Origin of the sequence: Leptothoe sp. LEGE 181152 (genome assembly GCF_032906605.1) — a bacterium.
Classification (GTDB): domain Bacteria; phylum Cyanobacteriota; class Cyanobacteriia; order Phormidesmidales; family Phormidesmidaceae; genus Leptothoe; species Leptothoe turfae.
In genome coordinates this window covers 688835-709868 of record NZ_JASATU010000017.1, presented here as the reverse complement: position 1 = coordinate 709868, position 21034 = coordinate 688835, and the positions used below count along the sequence as shown (strand labels likewise).

The 21034-nt window shown below is 46.5% G+C and carries 17 protein-coding genes and 3 pseudogenes; 9 read left to right on the top strand and 11 right to left on the bottom strand.

Features of this window, described 5'->3' with window-relative positions; genetic code table 11:
- Positions 1 to 136 precede the first annotated feature (136 nt).
- The 6 genes and pseudogenes from QGP82_RS11220 to QGP82_RS11195 form a co-directional block, all read right to left on the bottom strand.
- Positions 137 to 2320, bottom strand: coding sequence for a glycoside hydrolase family 9 protein (locus QGP82_RS11220; RefSeq protein ID WP_499059105.1), 2184 nt, complete (start codon positions 2318 to 2320; stop codon positions 137 to 139).
- A gap of 598 nt (positions 2321 to 2918) precedes the next feature.
- Positions 2919 to 3779: a sterol desaturase family protein gene (locus tag QGP82_RS11215; protein WP_499059102.1), complete on the bottom strand. Its 861-nt coding sequence runs from the start codon at positions 3777 to 3779 to the stop codon at positions 2919 to 2921.
- A gap of 102 nt (positions 3780 to 3881) precedes the next feature.
- Positions 3882 to 4463 (bottom strand): TetR/AcrR family transcriptional regulator, encoded by a 582-nt coding sequence (locus QGP82_RS11210; protein ID WP_163666648.1) that lies wholly within the window; start codon positions 4461 to 4463, stop codon positions 3882 to 3884.
- Between the two features lie 185 nt (positions 4464 to 4648).
- A complete protein-coding gene (locus tag QGP82_RS11205) occupies positions 4649 to 4894 on the bottom strand; it encodes a hypothetical protein (protein ID WP_163666646.1) in 246 nt (81 codons plus the stop codon).
- Between the two features lie 70 nt (positions 4895 to 4964).
- On the bottom strand, positions 4965 to 5144 hold the full coding sequence (locus QGP82_RS11200) for an NblA/ycf18 family protein (protein ID WP_163666644.1): 180 nt from the start codon (positions 5142 to 5144) through the stop codon (positions 4965 to 4967).
- 725 nt (positions 5145 to 5869) lie between these two features.
- Positions 5870 to 6445 (bottom strand): annotated as a pseudogene (locus QGP82_RS11195) (homogentisate 1,2-dioxygenase); the annotation flags it as partial.
- Between QGP82_RS11195 and QGP82_RS11190 the strand changes: the two are divergent.
- The 5 genes and pseudogenes from QGP82_RS11190 to QGP82_RS11170 all read left to right on the top strand — a co-directional run bounded on the left by QGP82_RS11190 (position 6393) and on the right by QGP82_RS11170 (position 8679).
- Positions 6393 to 6590: a hypothetical protein gene (locus tag QGP82_RS11190; RefSeq protein ID WP_499059271.1), complete on the top strand. Its 198-nt coding sequence runs from the start codon at positions 6393 to 6395 to the stop codon at positions 6588 to 6590. The pseudogene QGP82_RS11195 and the gene QGP82_RS11190 sit on opposite strands and share 53 nt — an antisense overlap.
- A 67-nt stretch (positions 6591 to 6657) precedes the next feature.
- On the top strand, positions 6658 to 6990 hold the full coding sequence (locus QGP82_RS11185; protein ID WP_499059098.1) for a hypothetical protein: 333 nt from the start codon (positions 6658 to 6660) through the stop codon (positions 6988 to 6990).
- A 12-nt stretch (positions 6991 to 7002) separates the two neighbouring features.
- Positions 7003 to 7203: pseudogene (locus tag QGP82_RS11180) on the top strand (fumarylacetoacetase); the annotation flags it as partial.
- A gap of 66 nt (positions 7204 to 7269) precedes the next feature.
- On the top strand, positions 7270 to 7413 hold the full coding sequence (locus tag QGP82_RS11175; RefSeq protein WP_250565499.1) for a hypothetical protein: 144 nt from the start codon (positions 7270 to 7272) through the stop codon (positions 7411 to 7413).
- A 132-nt stretch (positions 7414 to 7545) separates the two neighbouring features.
- Positions 7546 to 8679, top strand: coding sequence for a Glu/Leu/Phe/Val family dehydrogenase (locus QGP82_RS11170; protein WP_499059095.1), 1134 nt, complete (start codon positions 7546 to 7548; stop codon positions 8677 to 8679).
- A 113-nt stretch (positions 8680 to 8792) separates the two neighbouring features.
- Here QGP82_RS11170 and QGP82_RS11165 read toward each other — a convergent pair.
- A pseudogene (locus QGP82_RS11165) lies at positions 8793 to 9581 on the bottom strand (aminotransferase class I/II-fold pyridoxal phosphate-dependent enzyme); the annotation flags it as partial.
- 317 nt (positions 9582 to 9898) lie between these two features.
- Between QGP82_RS11165 and QGP82_RS11160 the strand changes: the two are divergent.
- Genes QGP82_RS11160 through QGP82_RS11145 form a run of 4 tightly spaced genes read left to right on the top strand, consistent with a single transcriptional unit; the run spans position 9899 to position 13845 of the window.
- Positions 9899 to 10558 carry a thiamine pyrophosphate-binding protein gene (locus QGP82_RS11160; protein WP_499059093.1) on the top strand — a complete coding sequence of 220 codons (660 nt, stop codon included), beginning with the start codon at positions 9899 to 9901 and terminating at the stop codon, positions 10556 to 10558.
- A gap of 41 nt (positions 10559 to 10599) precedes the next feature.
- Positions 10600 to 11283 (top strand): 2OG-Fe dioxygenase family protein, encoded by a 684-nt coding sequence (locus tag QGP82_RS11155; RefSeq protein WP_499059090.1) that lies wholly within the window; start codon positions 10600 to 10602, stop codon positions 11281 to 11283.
- A gap of 13 nt (positions 11284 to 11296) precedes the next feature.
- Positions 11297 to 12580 carry a cysteine desulfurase-like protein gene (locus QGP82_RS11150; protein ID WP_499059087.1) on the top strand — a complete coding sequence of 428 codons (1284 nt, stop codon included), beginning with the start codon at positions 11297 to 11299 and terminating at the stop codon, positions 12578 to 12580.
- 29 nt (positions 12581 to 12609) lie between these two features.
- Entirely contained in the window at positions 12610 to 13845 is a 1236-nt protein-coding gene (locus QGP82_RS11145) for a threonine ammonia-lyase (protein ID WP_499059085.1), read from the top strand.
- Positions 13846 to 13895: 50 nt separating this feature from the next.
- Here QGP82_RS11145 and QGP82_RS11140 read toward each other — a convergent pair whose 3' ends face one another.
- The 4 genes from QGP82_RS11140 to cysK form a co-directional block, all read right to left on the bottom strand.
- The gene (locus tag QGP82_RS11140) at positions 13896 to 14519 is read right to left on the bottom strand and encodes an RraA family protein (RefSeq protein ID WP_499059083.1); all 624 of its coding nucleotides are present in this window, start codon (positions 14517 to 14519) and stop codon (positions 13896 to 13898) included.
- Between the two features lie 97 nt (positions 14520 to 14616).
- A complete protein-coding gene (locus QGP82_RS11135) occupies positions 14617 to 17223 on the bottom strand; it encodes a CHAT domain-containing protein (protein ID WP_499059081.1) in 2607 nt (868 codons plus the stop codon).
- A gap of 25 nt (positions 17224 to 17248) precedes the next feature.
- Positions 17249 to 19870 (bottom strand): two-partner secretion domain-containing protein, encoded by a 2622-nt coding sequence (locus QGP82_RS11130; protein ID WP_499059079.1) that lies wholly within the window; start codon positions 19868 to 19870, stop codon positions 17249 to 17251.
- A gap of 148 nt (positions 19871 to 20018) precedes the next feature.
- Positions 20019 to 21017, bottom strand: a complete 999-nt coding sequence (gene cysK / locus QGP82_RS11125) for a cysteine synthase A (protein ID WP_499059078.1) — start codon at positions 21015 to 21017, stop codon at positions 20019 to 20021.
- Positions 21018 to 21034 lie beyond the last annotated feature (17 nt).

Below are 21034 nucleotides of genomic sequence, written 5' to 3'. Positions count from 1 at the left end.
GGCAACTCTTATGAATGTTCCATGATACGGAACCAATGCTTTCTCATACGTTTTATCCACAATCAGACTAATCCTTGAGAGACCTTTCTATAGAAAGGTCTCTCAAGGAAAAGAGACTTTTGAATTGTTAATCGATCTAACCAATCATTACTTCTGGCAAAGCAGCGAGTGCTGTATCATTGAGCGGCTCACCACCGTATAGGCTGTATGACCGAGCCACCGCACCCGTGAATCCAGCATTGTAATCAAGGGCAACTTCATTAGTAATATAATTTGTCCGTTCATCAATGTAGCTGTAGTCATTGGGTGAACTGGGTCCGCCAACTAATGCGCCATACAAGATATGTTCGTTAGGAGCGCTACTATTGATGTCAGTTGTGCCTGAAGCACCTCGGTGGTGGGGGTTCAGGGCAAAATCATCACCAAAGCCAACTTGATAGCTGAAGTTGTTGGGATTATTGCCTAAAATATAGTCAACCTGTCCTTGCGCAAAATTGCTGTAACGGTTGTCATAGTCATTGACGGTGTCACTATAAATTCCGGCTAAAAAGGCCGTGTTGGCACTATACCGTAGTGAACCCCATTGATCGAGCCAGGCAAGCCCTCCCTCTGTATAGGTAATTCCATTCCCATTCCGATTACTCCAGTAGTCAAGCCATGTCTCAGCATCGTTGCGATATTGGCTATTTCCGGTCTCCTGTGCGAGTAAAACAGCTGTCCCGTAAGATTTATTATCCCAACTTTGGGTCCATTGTTTATTCACTCCTTTGTAAGAGTCTTTGGCTTTAGATAAATACCCCGATTCGCCAGCTTTTACCAACCAGGCGGCACCCCAGGCAAGTTCATCTTCATAGCCACTCCAGGAATTGTAGTAGTTTGCGGCATCGGGAATAGAGTCAGAGTATTTGCCACGATAGGTATCAGCAAAGTCATAAAGTTGTTTTGCGTTGGTTAACAACTTATCTGCATAGTTAGCATTGGTGGACTTAAAGACGATTGATGCAGCAGCTAAGGCTGCGGCTGTCTCCCCAGCCAAATCAGATCCAGGATTGTTACTATCAACTTTGTAAGCTGGACGCTCCATCGTCATAGATTCTGCTGAACCCCAGTAGGCATGGTCAGTTCCACCATTACCCACCTGTCCCCATAGAGCTGTTGTTCCATTACTGTTGGTCTCATGTGCTTTCAGAAAATAGTCAGTTCCCCATTTAATGGCAGCAAGAACCTCATCCAGTTGACCACTTTTCTCATAAGCCTCACGATATTCAATGACTCCCCAGCTTAGAAGCGTTATTGAAGATGCCATGGGCAATCCAAATTTTACATGGTCTCCTGCATCATAATAGCCACCTGAGAGATCCACTCCAACATCTGCACCATCATTGAGAGCCGAGTCATCTCGCCATGCAATGCGATTCTCTTTTGGTAAATCGCCAGAGCGTTGAGCCTCAATAAACAACAGAGATTTCTGTAAGGATTCACCATAGTTATAATCTCCGCCGTTATCAGGTGGTGAAAGATTCGGGGGGCTAGGTGGAGTTGGAGTTACCTCAGGTATGTCTGGATCAGACTCTGGTGGAGTAACATTCTCATTGTTATCCTCATCGAAAATTGTATCCTCATTCAGGACAAAGTTTGAGGGATCCTTTGGGGAACCGTTTGCATTGAAGCCAATAAAAATTGGCTCACCTGTTGCTATTGTGCTGTTGTAGTCAACATTCTCTATTGTGTAGAGATTACCGTTTTGGCTGATGACCTTACCGCCCCAGATATTAGTGATATCAAAATCTGCTTCAAACTCAAGTTGCCAACCATCAATTGCCGTTGATTCTAAATTTGTTATCTCAAAACCACCTGTAAATCCACTTCCCCAATTGTTTGCAACGGTGAAGTCAATGTCTGCTGGAGCAGAATGTGTAGGAGATGGGGTGGGTTGAGGGTTGGGAGTCGGCGTAGATTCAGGGGTAGGTATCGGTATAGATTCGGGAGTTGGCACAGGAACAGAAACTAATGCAATACTTGAATCATTGAGCTGAACGTTGCTAATGCTTAGATCAACATCACTGGCAGCGTTTGCACTAAACCCAATACTTATGCTGTTGTTTGAGGTTACTTGTTTATTCCAATCTAATGCGCGAACGACATATTTTGAACCTTTGTGACTAACAATTTCTGCATTCCAAAAATTAGAGATCTCAAAATTGCTTTCAAACTCCAATGTCCAACCATCTAGGGGCGTATCACTTGGGTTGCCAATCGTAATGGAACCATTGAAACCGCTATTCCAGCGATCATTCTCTAGGAACTCAACAGAATACATAATTATGAGGGGTTAGATATTGCTACGGCAAAACAGAGTCGTTTCTGACCTATGGGCATGCAAAAACATCAGCCAAGCAGGAGTGTCGACTGGTGAAAAATACATGCGAATTATTTTTGAAAGAACCAACCTTACAGGGCGTCAGTAATGTCTCAACCTTGTGCTGACGAGTATTTTAATTATTCAATAAATAGCCAAGAGAACACGTGGCTTGAAAAACTTGTCAAAACGCACTGCCACTACAATGCGCAACGTTAGTTTCAATCCATCGGCAAGTTGATACACAGTAACAGGCCACACGAGAAGCAAGTGGCGATGCTATAACTCAGCTCTCAAGCGTTTACGTTAAGCCTTATGGAAGATGAGCCTTTGAAATTGTGGACATATCCCACAAACCTATTAACCCTGATTAAATAAAGTGTCAAGCTTTTCTGTTGTTAACGTCAATTTAACATAAATTTTTCAAGGTTGCAAGAATTTCATCCAAATTCTCTTATTCCGGATAGCTTAGGATTTCGATGAGAATTGAAGGTGTTGTCGTTTTTTTGATCACACGAAAATGAATGGAATACCTTATTCTCGCTAGTTACCTATAGTGTTATTTTTTACCATTGGGTTGCCAACCTGGTTTACCAAAGATGTACTTTAAAGCACAGGAAAATCGCTTGCTATGCCTAACATCTTTGATGATTTGCCATAACTCATAGAAGTTAATGACAATTGGATTGACCGACCCGATCTGTTTGGTAAGGCCATAGGTGATTTTCTCAGTCTCAGCTTGGTAAGTGTCAAATAGGTGATCCCAGATAATCAAGATTCCGCCATAGTTTTTGTCAATACACCTCGGACCTACCCCATGATGAACACGATGAACTGATGGTGTATTAAAGATGTTATCTAACCAACCCAGCTTTCCGATTCTTTCAGTGTGAATCCAGGTTTGATAAACAACAACTATCACCAAGGCAATCAGTGTTTGAATAACATCAAAGCCTATTAAAATCATCGGGATGAAGAATATCCATTCAATTAGACTTTCAACCCAGGCTAACCGCAGGGATGTGGTTAGATTATATTCAGGGGATGAATGGTGAACGCTGTGATACGACCACAAAACACGTATCTCATGCTCCCAACGGTGCATCCAATAATAGGTGAAATCTGCCAGAATAAGGGCCATTCCCCAGCTCCACCAGGTTAAGGGTAGCTTCCAGGGAATAAAATATTCAACAGCGAATAGACCTAGCACAAAGACTAGTCCGTAAAAGGTGCGATCTAACAGCAGGCCAACAAAAGCAATGCCGAAGTTCGCAAAAGTCTCTCCCTGATCCCGACGACGCACAAAAGCAATATCCCATACAGCTTCAAGAATGATAGCCACAAAGAAGATGAGATCGATTAATTCCAGAGCTTCAAATATTTCCATAAATCCATCAAAACGGGTGAAATCAATGTCCATTTGGGCTTATCCTCCTTACTCTCTTTAGTTTTTATATCGAGCGCTTGGTTTATTTTGACCGCAAAAAGTTTCTATGGCGCGATGCAACTTATAACGACATATTTACTGTCTACTGGGAGAATGCTTCTCGAAATAGGCAAGCAGCATCTGTGTTAATAGATGAATTTGTTCCTTAAATGAGAAACTGCTATCGTCCTCTAATTGCTCAATCAAAATGCCATTAATGAGGGTCCAAATAAATCGAGCGAGTTTCAGATCGGTGAGGTCTAAAAATTCAGATATCTCCTGCTGACTTCTCTGATCAATTTTTTGAAAGACAGGATTGTCATTAATTTCCGCTATGTCGTGATGTTGATAAAAATCCACCCAAATTGCGGCTTGTTTAATAAAGTGATCCTCATTCTCTACTAAAAGCGTCTCCAGCGCTTGCATGCGATCCAAAAGCGTATGTCCACGCGTGGCTGCTTTAAATAACTGAAACTCCTGCATACTCACTTCTTCCACTAGCTGCTCAAATAAAGCCTGCTTACTAGGGAAATAGTGATACATTGCCCCGGTTGAGATACCTAGCTCCTTGGATAGCTTTCTTGTTGTGACATTGGCATACCCTTCCTCTGCAAACAAATTAAAACATTTGTACAGAATTTCTTTTCGGTATTGCTCAGAGTCAACTATCTTAGGCATGATTTTATATCGAGCGCTCGCTCTATTATATTCACTTCAAAATTTTAGTGTCAAGTGGTGACGTCGAAATTGAATTGGTCTGATCATGTGTCATTTCTAGTTCAATGTACAGGGACACCAGATATTTGAATATCTGGTGTCCCTGTAATCAGAGATCGATATCAAGATAAAGTATCCGTCAGCTTCTAGGCTGGTTCTGGACCATTAAATAGCGACAGTTGGCTAGCCTGATCGCTAGCAATAAGTTCCCAACCTTCACGCAACAGTTTTTGAAACGTGGAAAACCCGCGTGAACCGATGGCCATATGGTCAGGGCTTATAAACTGAGGGAACATCGTGTAAGGACGCCAGGATGTTCCCTGCTCGATGCGCAGATGTAGAATCTTTTCTTGCCCGTTATCCTGGGGTAGCCAGGCCATTTGTTTAATCATGGTAACCTCCTTAACCCAAGGGCTGATCGAGTCACTCGATCAGCCCACTTACACTCCTTTGAGCATGGCTTTATAGCTTCAAGTAACATTCTTTGAACGTGTGCCTGATCCAATTATCTTTCAGCATGAGCTGACGCATGGCTTCAAGCAAATACTCTTGAGCTTGATCGGGGGCAAGGTTTTCAACCTGTTCCCTGAGGACTTTAAGTTGAAATTCTTGCTCTAATGATAGTGTTCCAGGTGTACTCATAAGATCCTCCTTGGGCTCTACAAAAGCCCACGTATACCAGCTATTAATGACTGATTCACATGGTATGGTGTAGAGTCCTTTACAGGAATGTCCCAAAGAATACCTCTCTTAACTAGCGGAGCTGACCTGTTGAAGTTTAACGACTCAGGCTATGTCCAACAGCTGTTAGCGCTCTACGACAAGTGTGAATAGTACTGCCTCAATAGCTATCCAATTTTCAAGGTGACACACTCAAAACGAACGACCCTGAAGCGAAATGAGTATGTTGGCTATCGGGACACGTAGCAGAATCAGAGGTAGGTCAGTCTTTTTTCGTTTCAATATAAATGTTGTAAGACTTTCTATCTCCAAGAAAGAGCAAGCCTGGACAGTGTTTGGGGATTATTTTGATAGACAATGGGTGTCAAGCTTGTGTTTTCTTATATTCATTATAGCAAACATAATTTCCCTACTTTCGCAACAGTACTTTACAGTTGTTGTTGCAGCAACAGGTTGATTTTGAGGCTAAGGGAGCTGCGGCCAAATGATGCACTCGCTCAACCCGGTTTTGACTTCGCTCAACCGTCCAGCTTTGAGAGTTGAGGCTTCGATGGTGAGCTCAGCCGAACCGCGAAGTTGAAACTCGCTCTACGGGTATTTCATTTTCGACCCATCCCCTAAGGCTAAGATGAGGTCTTTTTACGTTATAGGTTTCTGGTTCTCATACTGTCAATGACGTGCTCCCCAACAAAGTTAGGTCCTGCAAACGTTTGATGCACAGATGGAGGTTGATGGATCCGTCCAGTAATGGGTTCAAAGTCTTTGATATTAAAAGCGTAGGGCCATACACTGCCATCCCATCCCACCACGTCTAGGGGATGATGGGTGTAACAATATTGGGTGAGGCTGCTCCTGGCTCTCACTCGCACTTCAAAAACCCCCATTTCATCATGGGTCAATAGTTTCTCCGGTGGTCGAATATCGCGCTCACAGTAGGGAGCTTGTTCTAAAAATTGTCCCTGGGGACTGAGGTATTGCTGCGGTGGCTGGATATGCCCCGAGGCTTCTAGAGATAGATGGATTTGCTCCACTCCCCTTTCTGGTATCAGCCGCCAAAGCACACCCGCTGGAATTATTAGATAGTCTCCTGACCGATAGTGCAGTTCTCCCAGCTGACTTTCCAAACACCCTTTGCCCTGGTGAATAAACAAGAGTTCATCCCCATGGGCAAAGCGGTACCAGTAGGTCATGGGCTCGTTAGGATGGGCAATGGCAAGGGTAACATCAGCATTAGAGAGTAAGGGTAGGAGAGATGCGATCGCACCTCTCCTACCCCACTTACCTTCCCACAGCACTCTCTTTTTTGAAATTCCTCTGGATGCTACACTCACTGACTACATTGCTGTCCTCCAGGGCACTCCAGCAGCTGTCAAGGTCCGTACGGGAGGGCTAACCGCTTCCCCTTAAAGCGACTGCCGGGCTACACCAGCCATTACGCAGCTGGCAAACCTTGCCCAATGGTGATTCGGTTCAGATGCATGGCTTGCTTAACCTAGCGATCGCAGCAGCTTTTGCCTATGGCTATGGGGCCACTGCAGCCGAGATTGCCAGCATTTTACAAATCGATACCCTCAATGATCTAATTTTCTCGGAACACGAGATTATTTGCCATAGCCCCCTCTGGTCAAAGGAATCGGAGCTATCCACAATAGCGGGACATTTACCATTAGACAGCCTTGCCCGTGTACGCAGTCGTTATTTCCTAGGAATTGGTTCCTGTTCTTTCCAAGAACCCTTGGCCGAGCTTTACCGTTTGAAGCTGTTCAACGATCCTGCGTCGGTACCGTCCTATGTCCTCTCTACCTGACACCACCCATGACCCACATCGGACACCTGGGGGTTCCTCTTAGAAATTACCCACCAGGGCAAAAAGCCCATCCAGTTATCCACGGGAGAACAGCGTTTTTTCTTAGCTGACGGTGACGAAATCAGTCTGCGAGGATATTGTGAGACACCAGGTTACAAAAAAATTGGGTTTGGCGAATGTCGGGGACACGTTCTCGCTGCGATCACTCAATAATATTTGCTAGAATAAAAGTACATATGCACTATCTGGAGTTTTTATGATGCAAATTCCCTCTTTTTAGTGAGATCCCTGTTTCTAATTGCTACAGAGGTTTTTCTAACCTTTGTTCAGCTCGACGATTTAGCTGATTACAGCGAGTATGTCTTTAAGGTTAAAGAATCTCGCATGTTGGCCCTGTGGGCACTGGTGAAATATGAAGTCTAAGGATTTCTGCTAAGACATTATGTTTTTTGTCAAAATCAACACAGTATTAAATATTTTCTTCACACTATAGGTATCTCCTAATGTGCTCCGAATACCTTGACAGTGAAATGTCACTTCGGAGGAAATCTGATAATGAAACGTATATTTGAGTTTGGTGACTCTCTAGGGCCAGACAAAGTTGTTCATATTTATGACCACCATAGCGGATTAAAAGCTATTCTCGTGGTAGATAATGTTGCTTGTGGTCCTGCCATGGGAGGTGTTCGCATGGCTCCCAATGTCACTACGGAAGAAGTCTTTCGACTGGCACGAGCCATGACATTTAAGAATGCAGTGGCCAATCTTCCCTATGGTGGTGGGAAAGCGGCCATTCTTGCTAACCCAAAAGTACCTGCAGCCAAAAAAGAAACCTTGATGAGAGCGTTTGGGGTAGCGATCAAAGAAATAACTAGCTACATTCCTGGTCCTGACATGGGCACAGATGAAGCCTGTATGGCCTGGGTGCAGGAGGAAACCGGTAGAGCCATTGGTTTACCATCAGCAATCGGTGGTATTCCCTTAGATGAAATTGGAGCCACGGGCTATGGCCTTAGCGTTGTTGCCGATGTGGCCAGCGAATTTTGTTCTATTGATCTGAGCACAGCCAAGTTTGTGGTTCAAGGGGCTGGTTCAGTAGGGCTGCATACAGCCAGTTTTCTAGCAGCTAGGGGAGCCCTTCTGATCGGCGTAACCGATTCCCAGGGCACCTTGTTTAATCCTGATGGCATCGACATTGATCAACTGACTGAATTAAAACGTCAAGGCAAGAGTGTGCTTGATTATGCTGACGGAGGCAAACTGTCTCGTGATGCTGTCATTGATATTCCTTGTGATATCTGGATTCCTGCGGCTAGACCCGATGTCATTGACGCTGACAACGTCAATCGGCTAAAGACTAAACTGGTTATTCAAGGAGCCAACATTCCATTTACGGCTAAGGCAGAACAAATCTGTCATGACCGCAATATCCTGGTCATCCCTGACTTTATTGCCAATGTGGGTGGTGTGATTTGTGGTGCCGTAGAATATGGCGGCGGTACCAAGGAGATCGCGTTTCAAACCATTGAGGAAAAAATTCGCAAGAACACAACTCTAATGTTGGAAAACGTTGCAAGTACGGGTAAGCTACCTCGACAAATTGCAATTGAGATAGCTGAACAGCGCATACGCAGAGCTACAGCTTATCGCAGTAAGCGCCATGGCCCTGGGTTACAGCTGATTGCGTAGATAACGTTTGGGAAGGGTGTCTTGGGTTTGTTGCAGAATAACGAGTAACGAGTAACAAGTCACAAGTAACAAGTAACGAGCGAAGCCAGTTGCTAAGATATCCTACAGTTACACTAGATTAAGCCAACTTGTTTGCCTATCTTGGTAAATGCGGCAATGCACTGGTCCAGATGCTCACGGCTATGGGCTGCGGAAATCTGCACCCGAATGCGGGCCTTACCCTTAGGTACCACTGGATAGCTAAAACCAATCACATAGATGCCCTCTCTCAGAAGTTCTGCTGCCATAGTTTGAGCTAGATGGGCGTCATAGAGCATGATTGGCACAATGGGATGGGTGCCAGGTGCAATGGCAAATCCCTGTGCTGACATGCACTGCCGAAAATAGCGCGTATTTTCATTTAATCGTTCCCTGAGATTATGGCTCTGTTCAATTAAATCCAGAGCTTTGAGACTGGTGTAGACAATGACCGGGGCTAGGGTATTTGAGAATAGATACGGTCGCGATCGCTGCCTTAAAAGCTCCACCACAGATCGATACCCGGCTGTAAACCCGCCTGAGGCTCCTCCCAGGGCTTTACCCAGAGTGCTGGTGACGATATCCACTCGCCCTATGACACCACAATGCTCAATGGTACCGCGCCCAGTGGGGCCAAAGAATCCGGTAGCATGGCTGTCATCCACCATCACCATGGCATCGTAGCGATCGGCCAGGTTGCAAATCTCCCTGAGCTTAGCCACATCACCATCCATGCTAAACACTCCGTCCGTGGCGATCAGCCGTCGTTTTGCTGCCTGGGAGGTTTGCAGCGCAGTCTCAAGGTCTTTCATGTCACTGTGACCATAGCGATAGCGCTGGGCCTTGCTGAGGCGAATACCATCAATAATGCTGGCATGATTCAGATATCAAGGGTTCTGGTATCTCTTGTAACATGGTCACCACAGTTTTTTATGGGTATCACCTACGCCCGAAAATCTGATGTAGGAAGAATCCAAAAATCAGAAGATAGAAGTCGGAATATAGTCACCGATTGACTTCTGACTTCTGAGCCCTGAATTCTATACCTGGAAAAACGTTTGCTTTCAACGAGTCCTCCATCATATTTTTTTTCTTAACAAAATCCACACATTCTAGTTTGGTTCGTCCATGATCTACATAGAAAAGAGATTAGGATCGACTTAATTCTTTAAATTAAAGTCAAGCCTTTGGGGGAAGTAAGATGCCTCAGTTGGCACCACATATTTTTAATATGTTGCATCAGCAAGGGGTGCAACATGCGTTTGGCATTCCTGGAGATTTTGCCTTAACGCTCTGCGATGCGTTGGCTGAGAGTGAGATTCAACCTATTGTGATGACCCATGAACCCTCGGCTGGCTTTGCAGCTGATGCCTATTCACGCATTCGAGGTTTAGGGCTGGCCGTTGTCACCTATGGTGTGGGTGGTTTGAACATGGTGAACCCCGTGGCGGGAGCCTATGCCGAGAAGTCACCGTTGGTCGTGGGCACGTTTTTGACTGATATTAACTTGGGTCTGTTTAGCGCTCACTTAGAGCCAGCCTATGCCATTTCTGCGACCTCAGAGCATATCTCAGTGAAGCATCACCAATATCCCAATGACGGTGCCTATGCGTCATTGCGGATGATGGCCCATCAAACGGCGGACTTTGTGAAGATTCCTCGTTTGGATTATGCCCAGCTAGCTGAGTTGATGGGCGGTAGGGGGTTTGTGATCAAAACGGGTGAACAACTCTGCCAGGCATTTAATCAGGCGTGTACATCTGAGTCTTTTTGCCTCTTTGATGTGCACCTCGCAGCCGACGATGTTTCTCCAGCCTCGCAACAAATTGCCTCTCTATTCGCCAAAACGTTAAAAGGATAAGAATTTTCAAATCACATCCGCACCTGTGCCAGGAACGACCTATGATTACTCAAACGATATCAAATAGAAAACAATTTAGCTGTCTGAGTAGCTATGCGATTGAAACCATTAGCGATCGCAATCTCAAGACTATCCAACCCTTTTTTGAGAGATTACCAGCCGATCCCTATTTGGAAGGGCATTACCGGTTTCGGCGGTTTTCTCATTTTCAAGAAACAAACAAGCAAATGATGCAGTTGTCCCATGCATTTTTCTATCAGAGCAAGACCTACAATCCCCTATTGGGTAATGTTACGCGAGACTATGAAGAACTGTCTGGTTCACTGGTTCAATCTGATGCATTTCAGCAAACCCTGCTCACATTTTTTGAGTTCTGCAGACAATGTTCACCGTTTCATGAAGTGGGCGTACATCAGATTCGCGTAACCGCAGACCAGAGCGAGACGGGTAATCCTGCCCCCGAGGGCATTCACCATGACGGTGTCGATCTGGTTGGGATTCTTTGCATCGCTCGCCATGGCGTATCAGGCGCTGAAACCCAACTGTCTATTTTAAAAGGATCTGACCCCGTTTTCCGTAAAGTACTTAATCCTGGAGAGCTGCTCGTATTTAATGACCACCAGTTTTTCCACTACACTACCCCAATTGTGCCTGTAGAAGACAGCGGTTACCGCGATGTCTTTGTCTTCACCTGTCCAGATCTTCCCTTTAATCTCCCTGAGTAGAGGAGTATTTCCAGTGTCTCAATCTGTTGTTGTTCCCGCTTCTGACACCGCCACTTTACCCCTAGACTGGATTCGTCCCCAGTTTCCCGCCCTGGCTCAGGTAATGAATGGTAGTCCGATCGCCTTTCTCGATGGTCCCGGTGGCACCCAGGTGCCTCAACGGGTGATGGATGCCATGACAGATTATCTCATCCACAGCAATGCCAATGCCCATGGCGCTTTTATCACCAGTCAGCGTACCGATGAGGTTATAGCAGCGGCCCGTGGGGCCCTGGCTGATTTTTTGGGATGTAACCCTAACGAAATTGTCTTTGGCCCCAATATGACCACCCTCACCTTTGCCATCAGCCGTGCCATTGGCCGTGAGCTCCTTCCAGAGGATGAGATTTTAGTCACCTGTTTAGACCATGATGCCAATGTAGCTCCCTGGTTAGCATTAAGAGAACAGGGTATCATCGTTCACACCGTCGACATACATCCTGAAAACTGCATCCTAGATCTTAAAGATTTAATCAGTAAGCTTAATCACCGTACTCGCCTCTTAGCTATCACCTATGCATCCAATGCGGTGGGTACCCTCAATGATTTGCCAACAATTATTCAACTCGCCCATGATGTTAGAGCCTGGGTTTATGTGGATGCAGTCCACTATGCCGCCCATGGACCCATCGATGTCCAGCAGCTCGACTGTGACTTTTTGGTTTGTTCTCCCTATAAGTTTTTTGGTCCCCATATGGGGGTTTTATATGGCAAACGAGAACACCTGGAGCGGTTGCACCCCTATAAGGTGAGACCAGCCTCAGATGTGATTCCCGATCGATGGGAGACCGGTACCCAGAACCATGAAGGATTAGCCGGTGTGACTGCTGCTATAGAATACCTAGCAGACTTAGGACGGCTTGTGTCTCCCCAGGTGAGCAATCGTCGTGGGGCTGTATTCGCAGCGATGACGGCAATTCGTCACTCTGGAGAACAACTTTGTCAGATATTGATCGAGGGACTGTTACAGCTGCCAGGGATAACAGTGTATGGCATTACTGCACCAGAACAGATACTGTGGCGTTTGCCAACAGTGGCAATTCGCATGACAAAGCATCCCCCAGCAGCTATGGCAAAAACATTAGGAGAACAAGGAATTTTTACGTGGCATGGCAATTTTTATGCGCTAAATTTGACACAACGACTGGGAGTTGAAGATCAAGGTGGACTGTTACGGATTGGTCTAGTGCATTACAACACATTAGCTGAGATCAATCGTCTGTTGGCAGCACTGGCAGACATGGACCTCACTCGATAGTCTTGCCGTAGCTATTGTAGGAACTGCCGATGACCATTACCCTCGATCAAATTCGCCAGGCTGCTCAGCAAATCCACTCAGGCATTGTCCATACCCCTTGTGTCTACTCCACCAAACTCTCACAGCTGACCAAGACAAGAGTGGCATTAAAATTTGAAAATCTTCAGTTTACTGGTTCTTTCAAAGATCGTGGTTCCCTCTACAAACTGCTGTCGCTGTCGACCACACAGCAGCAGCAAGGTGTCGTAGCCATGTCAGCAGGCAACCATGGCCAGGCAGTTGCTTACCATGCCCAACGGTTAGGCATTCCAGCCGTAATTGTCATGCCTCAATTCACTCCTAGTGTCAAAGTTGAACGCACCCAAAGCTTTGGTGCAGAGATACATCTGTATGGCGACACCCTGGATGCAGCTAAAACCCTGGCCCAAAAACTGGCTCAGGAACGTCAGCTTACCTTAATTCATCCCTACGATGATTCGTTTATTATTGCCGGGCAGGGAACTGTTGCCATAGAGATGTTCAAGGATTGTCCTGACCTTGACAGCATCATTGTCCCTATCGGCGGCGGTGGCTTAATTGCTGGGATTGCCATTGCGGCTAAACAGATGCGTCCCAGTATCCACATCATTGGTGTGCAAACTACTCGCTATCCATCCATGTATCAGGCAATTGCTGGCAAACAGCCTTGTTTTGGCTACAGCACAATTGCTGAGGGGATTGCCGTCAAAACCCCAGGTAGTTTGACATTACCCATCGTTCAGAATCTGGTGGATGATATTGTCCTGGTGGAAGAAACAGACATTGAACAGGCGGTTCGACTGCTTTTAGAAGTTGAGAAAACCGTGGTTGAAGGGGCTGGTGCGGTGGGGTTAGCGGCCCTGCTAAAGAGGCATAAACAATTCTCTGGGAAGACAGTGGGTATTGTTCTCAGTGGAGGCAATATTGATTTACTGATTCTTGCTTCAATTTTGCAACGTAGTTTAGTAAGAGATCAGCGTCTAGTGCGGCTACAGGTGAATATTCGCGATATTCCTGGCGCTTTGGCAGCTGTATCTCAGATCATTGCTGAAACCCAGGCCAATATTGTTGGGGTAGAGCACCATCGGATGTTTACCGGTCTACCGGTACAATCTGCAATTTTAGAATTTTCCCTACTGATCCGAGGGCATCAACATCTTGAGCAGATTCTCAATAAGCTAAAATTAGCTGGACATGATGCCCATAGCATTCCCCTGGATGTTGATCTTGCGACTTGTTACGCCTAAAATCTATCACGCTTTAGGACGGTTGAGCTGTGTTCTTTAGTCACGTACAATCACCCCTTAAATCCGATCTCTTGCAAGATTCTCTCAACCTTAGCGCGGTGATTTTTCTCCCATTCTTCTAAAGATTGGGTTGCATCTTTCTCTGCCCGTCGCTTAGCCATATCCCAGATAGTCTCTTGTTGTTTAGCTGGGATAACTGCAATTCCTTCTTCATCAGCAACAACAATATCTCCTGTATCGACCTGTACACCACCGCAAATGATTGTGCTTTGTAAGGAGCCTGACCCTTGTTTTTTACCTGGGATTGGCATTGCCCCGCGAGCAAACACCGGAAACCGTAGCTCACGGACTTCTGCCACATCACGAATCACACCATCAATAACAAAACCAACGATACCTCTTTTTTGAGCTGTGGCACAAACATTACCACCGGATATAGCATAGTCTATGTCTCCGGCTTTTACGACAATTATGGAACCTGGTTCTGCTCGATAGATGGCTGCATGGAGCATCAGGTTATCGCCTGGAGCACAGCTGACAGTATACGCTGGCCCGGCAATTCGGGGGATATGGGGCCACATTTCCCTGATTCCCATATCCATAAACTGTTCACGTCCTAGAAGGGCATCAGCATAGGTTGTTGGAGACAGTTCACTGAATTTTGAAGGGGCCATGGGTTAGATCTGGATAACGATAACTATGTGCTAGGTTTCTAACACATAGTCGTCACAGTCGACGACCTTGAGGGCATTGAGCCTAAGGTATGGAATGTCACAACCAACTACCAATGAGCAGGTAATTGGCCCAAATATAGGGGGTTGTGTATCCGTAGTCGTGAATTAAGGACAACTGTGCCTGACGTACGGCATTAGCAATTGACATTCCTGGTTGAGTCAATAATTCGTAGAAACGGATCATGAATTGGGTGTTGGGTGTATCTTGGGCAATCCATAGGGTTGATAGGACGCTACGGGTGCCTGTTCTAGCCGCTAGGCCAGCCAATCCTAGGACTGCTCGTTTATCCCCCTGGGCGGTTTCACAGGCACTCAGCACAACAAGTTCAAGGGGGTGGACACCGCCTCGACTGCCTAGCCAAATCAGATTGTTTAGGTCTTGGGCTGAAATCTGTTCTTCGTAGGCGACGACATAGGTTTCATCTGGATCAGAGCTAAAAACACCGTGGGTTTTCCAATGGATGGCGGAAAAATTACCTGTTTCTAACTGCTGCTGCAGATTTTGATGGGTAAAAGATTCATTGAGCAACACATTGCTGCTATCTACATATTGGGAAATACCGTCTAGCTCTTCTCTCACCTTAGCAATGGCAGGAAACTGGGTTTGTTTAATTTCCTGAGATAGCTCCACACCCCCCATGAGAACCCGCAGTGATGGATTGACAGTCTCGGGTGTGAATACCTGGAGTCGGGGTGCGATCGCAATCGCATATCCCTTTTCAATCACATACTGTTCGCCATCGTAGAGCACCGCCATGGGAATATTTCGTAAGGGCCCATCCAACACAAATACAAGGGTTTGGATGGACGCCTGGCTCAGGTCCGTTGCCAAGGGCCGAATCAGCCAGTCATAGACGGTCTGGGCATCGGTCAATACTTCAGGTGTTTTACTGGGATTTGCTAAGTTTGCCTGTAAAGCTAGCAGGGTGGTGTCCGCTGTTTCTTTAGCAATCAGTGTCTCCCGGTACAGAGTTTTGCCAGGTAACTGGGCAATCATGGCGATGCGATCGATCAAAATGATTGGATACAGAATGGCAGTCTGGTCATCCTGCACTTGATCCACAGTTCTAGCATCAAGGGTGCAGCCCAGATAGTTTTCCAACTCCGCCAGCTGTAGCTGATCAACCGTCTGGATCGCCTCCTCTAAGGGCTGCGTCTGTTCGTCATGGTCTGAGAGCAACAGCTCAATATATTCACGATAAACGGGCTCCACATGATCGCGAAAGGAGAACTGCACATTTGTATTGACGCTCAGCAAGTTGTTACGAACCTGCTGCAAGCTTCTGATAGCCGATTTATAGCCCTGAATTGCCCCTTGGCGATCGGTTTGCTGTTGTCGTAATCTGCCCAGTTGCCACTCCCAACGGTAGCGAATTTCAGGGGCATCTACGGTTTCTAATGTGAGCAATGCTTGCTGTGTTAGATGCTGGGCATCGGCCCATTGCTCCATGTGTTCATACAGCGTTCCCAACTGCCCCAAGGCATAGGCTTCTGCCCGTTGATCCTTCAGGATACGAGCCTGCTGAATAGCTTTGGATAACAGCTTGGCAATTTCTTTTGGCTGTAGAGTTGTATGAATAACCGAGCTAGAACTCTCTGTGAGAGATGATTGTACTTTCATCAAGCTCTCAGCCAGGTGAATATGGGCATGGATTGCAGAGCGGCTAGCAGGTAATTGCTTCATAGCCTGCTGCACCTGGGGTAATAGCTGTATTGCCTGGGCTATTTGGTTACGCTCAACCCATAATCGGAACAGGTTTAACTGAGCCAATGGAGAGTTATTGGTGTCTATGGCTTGTTGATAGGCTGCTTGGGCAGATTGACTATGTTGCTCTGCCTCTGCCTGACGCCCAATGGTTCCATCGCGATGGGCCAGCAACCATTCTGTATTCCCCAACTCTAAAAAGAGATTACTTGTCTGACTGGGCTGGGTGTTTAATGAGATTCCCTCTTGCAGTAAGCTGAGAGCCGTGTCTAAGTCACCAATTTGTCGCAGCACACTACTTAAGTTGTATAGCCCTGCCGCTTTTAGATCATTGTTGGGCTGTTGCTGAATGCCTTGATAAACAGTTTCTAACAACGTTTTGGCCTGGTGGTTGAGGCCCAGGTATTGCAATACGCGAGCCTGATTGATTTGTGCGATCGCGACCCCTGCTTCATCTCCCGCTTGTCCATAGGTTTGGGCTGCTGATCGCCAATGGGCTAAAGCAACATCGGCATCTCCTTGCAGCCACCGTAGTTTGCCTTGGGTATTAAGAACCTTGGCATAAATCACAGCCTGAGATGCTGAGATTGTCCGTAAATCAACCGGATCAATTAGGCTCAGGCTATCCTGTAAGCTTTGACTAGCCTCATCTAACAGACCCAAATGCTGCTGAGCCAGAGAGAGATAGCTGAGGATAAGGGCCTGTCCCCAAGGATCGGTTTTGAAGGATAGGTTTGCTTGCTGCCACTGTTGAATTGCTTGGGCATAGTGTTCAGCCTCATAATAGGCTAACCCTTTTTTTAGTAATTCTTGAGGAGACGCAGCTGCTAACGAGACATTTGTACGTCCCAGAGCAACATCCATAGCTGTTGGCATAACAGCTGGTGTCACCAAAGTAATCGCAAGGCTTATTAAGCCAATCAATAAACACCATCTCATGTCGTTTTCCCGAGCTTTATGCTTGTTACTTTTGTCTCCAACAGTTGCTATGGGATAGTCCAGGCGGTGACGTAGTTAAGATAACATCACCCGTATCGTTCACAAACCAACTCTCTGCTTCTGTAATCGCAGTAGACTCGGTCCAAGGATAGGGGAATCGTAAATCGTCCAATACCTCAGCATCACTCAGAACATTGCTTCCTAAAGGCGTAATCCCACCTCGACCCGATGTGTAAAACTCTCCTTGGGCGGCGATTGCTGTGGGATCGCAACCCTGGGCAATTAGCTGAGAAGAATCTAACAAACCAGCTGGCAATGAGGTGACTCCCTGCTCAGGTTCAACACTAAGATTGTTGATCTCAATCGTACCACTAATGCCAAATTCGGAGCTTGCTGTAATATCACTCAACGGTGTCCGTCTCGGACGAGGCCTGATGCCAAAAATATTTTGCGCCGTGATATCGACATTTCCTCCCCGCCCTTGAAATGCATTTGCCGTGATGTCGCTGTTTTCTTCAGAGATCGCAATAATAAAGCCTTCTGGGGCATTAATAGAGATGTTGCCGCCATCACCGATTCCGTCTTCTATCCCTGCATTGGTAGACATCAAACTGCCATTCCGTAAGAGCAGAAAATCTTCAATCTGTAAATTAATATTTCCCCCTGTATTGCCGTTAGTTGCTGCAGAGATTTCGCTACCATCTTTCAGAATTGCCGTATTAGCCGTGACTTGAATATCACCCCCCTCGCCCTCGCCCCGACTATCAACGCTAATAGTGCCACCGTCTAGAATTTGCAGAGAATCAGTGATTACTCTGATACTGCCTCCTTCTCCTCTACCGGTATCATTGACAGCGCTAAAGATCCCGCTGGGAGCTCCACCCGCAGATTCACCCTGAATCATCAGGTCATTGGTTTGAACAGTAATCCGACCAGCATCACCAATGCCGGCGGTACTGGCTCGAACAATGGCCCCATCCATGATGGTCAAGGTATCGCTGATCAGAGTGATATCTCCACCTTGACCTTCCGCAGGAGGGGCATTTGGAAACAGGGTTGAACGCTGCACATCGGCCAGAATACCTCCAACTCGCTCATTATCTCCTGGAAAGTCTTTTATAAAGGTGTCCGAGCCATCCAATACGATATCTTGCGCGTCAATGGTAAGCGTTCCAGCGTCGCCAAATCCTGCAGTTGCTACTGAAATATTAGCTCCATTACGAATAGCTACCGTTTCTGCAATAATGGTGAGATTGCCACCGCGCCCCCTGGCTCCAACTTGCAGAGTACTGCCAATAGCACTAGGGAAACCTAGCTCATTCACTCCATCCACAATGACAGCATCACTAACCTGAATATTAATGTCCCCGGCAATGCCGTCACCCACAACAGTGGCACTGTTTGACGCACCATCATTGATGATTAGAGAACCGTTCCTAACAGTAATATCGACACCTCCTGACTCTCCTACTCCTCCTTGGCGAACGACACTATTAAAACCACTGGGTAAAGGAACGCCGTTGCTATCTCTGCCTACACCAGAAACCAAAATCAAGTTTTGGATATCCAATGTGATTTTGCCAGTATTGCCTGCACTAAAGGATGTTGCAACAAGTTGTCCACCATTGATGAGGTGCAGTTCTTGACCCATAATGGTGATATTGCCACCATTACCCGTAGCACCCTGCAAAATCTCGTTGAATAGCTTTCCTTGATCAAGTGTGACCCTGCCGGTAGCATCAATGACAATATCCCCCGCCTGACTGTCTGAGGTACCCGAGAAGAAATCGATGCCAGCCAATAGTCCTGTTCTAACTCCTATCAGGCTGACATCATGACCAGATACAACAATGTCACCGCCATTGTCAGCAGTCACATCAACCCTAGCATCGTTATTCATCGACACATTGCCGCGATCCACTTGACTTGGAAACGTCAGACGAATTTCCTCGTTATCTATGGCTAGTCCAAGGGTTCCAAGACCTGCTAAACCTCCTAGCTCAACCCGTCCCCCTACAGCTGATAATTGTCCCTCTGTGAGAGCAATGTCACCGCCAGCTAAAATAAGGCTTTGAGATGGGTCAACTGCAACAGTCGCAGCACTTGTAATCGGTTGTGGGGTGTCGGTCCAATACGCTAACCCCACTGGCATACTGACGGTTAATAAAGGAAAGTCTCCAGGGTTTGTTGCACTAAAGATTCGCTGATCATCAAATTCAATCGCGTCAGCCGTTGTTGCTAAAAAGGAGCCGCCGATCTCCAGCTGTGCACTGGGTCCCAGAATAATGCCATTGGGATTGAGTAGAAAAAGATTGGCAGTACCGTTGGCTCGAATCAAACCATCAATATTAGAAATAGACTCTCCCGTAACCCTGCCCAAAATAGTCTCTATTTGTAAACCATTATTAAAAATAGCTTGTCCGCCAGTTGGCACAGAAAACTCGCGGAAACTGTGAAATAAATTAGTTCCCCTAACGGTGCCGCCATTAATCGTACAGACATTACAATTTTCGGGTACGTTAGAGGGGATCGGCAATGTAGTATCGGGGGTAACTTGGGCAAGGGTTTGAGGCCCAAACTGCCCCACCAGCAATGGCACAATCGCCACACCACCAACAAGAACCTTTATTATTAAACGATGCATCATGCAAACGCTTACCCCCATCCATTTCATAGTGCACTCAGCGTTGTAACAAAGAGTACAAAAGACAGATTCCAGCTCGAATATTTCTACCCACACAATACACTAAGGACTTAAAGTCCGTAAATTAACAGTATGTGCTTATAGATAAATGTTACGGGCAAGATACGGCTACTGGATTAGTCTTTAATGACACCGGCAATCTTTTTTCAACATGATTAAGGTCTATAAACAAATCGGTGCGTAGATATCTTTCACCAAAACTGGACTGAAGAATAACAATTAACTTGCCAGCATTTTCAGGGCGCTTAGCGACTTGGATTGCTGCTGAGAGCACGGCACCTGTGGCAATGCCCGAGAGTAAACCTTCTTCATGGGCAAGGCGACGACCATATGCGATCGCATCTTCATCTGACACCGTCATCACCTCATCGATCAGGTCGGTGCGCAAGATTGTGGGAATAAAGCCAGCCCCCAGCCCTTGAATTTTGTGGAGACCGGGTTTTCCACCCGATAGCACTGGACTGCGCTCAGGTTCAACGGCGATGGCCTGGAAGCAGGGTTTGCGAGCTTTCATCACTTCGGCGATACCCGAAATCGTCCCCCCTGTTCCTACACCAGCCACGAGGATGTCAACCTGCCCTTCCGTATCTCGCCAAATCTCTTCAGCGGTGGTTGCCCGATGAATCCTGGGGTTAGCAAAATTTTGAAATTGATTTAATAAAAATGCATCTGGCAAGGTTTTCACCAGCACCTGGGCCTGGGCAATGGCCCCCCTCATACCCTCTTCTCTAGGGGTGAGTATAATTTCTGCACCATAGGCCTGCACTAGGGTGAGCCGGTCTAGACTCATGGTTTCTGGCATGGTCAGCATCAGTCGATAACCCTTGGCCGCCGCTACCATGGCTAGGGCAATGCCGGTGTTGCCTGCGGTGGGTTCCACCAAAACAGTTTTTCCGGGTTGAATCTGATCTGCGGCTTCCGCCGCCTGAATCATACTCAAGCCTACTCGATCCTTAACAGAACTGGCTGGGTTCATGCCCTCTAACTTCATCACAATCTGGCCCAGACAGTTTTCTGTCTGGGGAATGGTGTTGAGTTTTACCAGGGGTGTATTCCCAATCAGTTGAGTAATATCTTTTGCAATTCTCATGATCAAAAATCTCTGGT

Coding starts and splice junctions, on each gene's coding strand:
- QGP82_RS11220 (WP_499059105.1), bottom strand. CDS start 2,320: ATGTATTCTGTTGAGTTCCTAGAGAATGATCGCTGGAATAGCGGTTTC.
- QGP82_RS11215 (WP_499059102.1), bottom strand. CDS start 3,779: ATGGACATTGATTTCACCCGTTTTGATGGATTTATGGAAATATTTGAA.
- QGP82_RS11210 (WP_163666648.1), bottom strand. CDS start 4,463: ATGCCTAAGATAGTTGACTCTGAGCAATACCGAAAAGAAATTCTGTAC.
- QGP82_RS11205 (WP_163666646.1), bottom strand. CDS start 4,894: ATGATTAAACAAATGGCCTGGCTACCCCAGGATAACGGGCAAGAAAAG.
- QGP82_RS11200 (WP_163666644.1), bottom strand. CDS start 5,144: ATGAGTACACCTGGAACACTATCATTAGAGCAAGAATTTCAACTTAAA.
- QGP82_RS11190 (WP_499059271.1), top strand. CDS start 6,393: ATGGCAAGGGTAACATCAGCATTAGAGAGTAAGGGTAGGAGAGATGCG.
- QGP82_RS11185 (WP_499059098.1), top strand. CDS start 6,658: ATGCATGGCTTGCTTAACCTAGCGATCGCAGCAGCTTTTGCCTATGGC.
- QGP82_RS11170 (WP_499059095.1), top strand. CDS start 7,546: ATGAAACGTATATTTGAGTTTGGTGACTCTCTAGGGCCAGACAAAGTT.
- QGP82_RS11160 (WP_499059093.1), top strand. CDS start 9,899: ATGCCTCAGTTGGCACCACATATTTTTAATATGTTGCATCAGCAAGGG.
- QGP82_RS11155 (WP_499059090.1), top strand. CDS start 10,600: ATGATTACTCAAACGATATCAAATAGAAAACAATTTAGCTGTCTGAGT.
- QGP82_RS11145 (WP_499059085.1), top strand. CDS start 12,610: ATGACCATTACCCTCGATCAAATTCGCCAGGCTGCTCAGCAAATCCAC.
- QGP82_RS11140 (WP_499059083.1), bottom strand. CDS start 14,519: ATGGCCCCTTCAAAATTCAGTGAACTGTCTCCAACAACCTATGCTGAT.
- QGP82_RS11135 (WP_499059081.1), bottom strand. CDS start 17,223: ATGAGATGGTGTTTATTGATTGGCTTAATAAGCCTTGCGATTACTTTG.
- QGP82_RS11130 (WP_499059079.1), bottom strand. CDS start 19,870: ATGATGCATCGTTTAATAATAAAGGTTCTTGTTGGTGGTGTGGCGATT.
- cysK (WP_499059078.1), bottom strand. CDS start 21,017: ATGAGAATTGCAAAAGATATTACTCAACTGATTGGGAATACACCCCTG.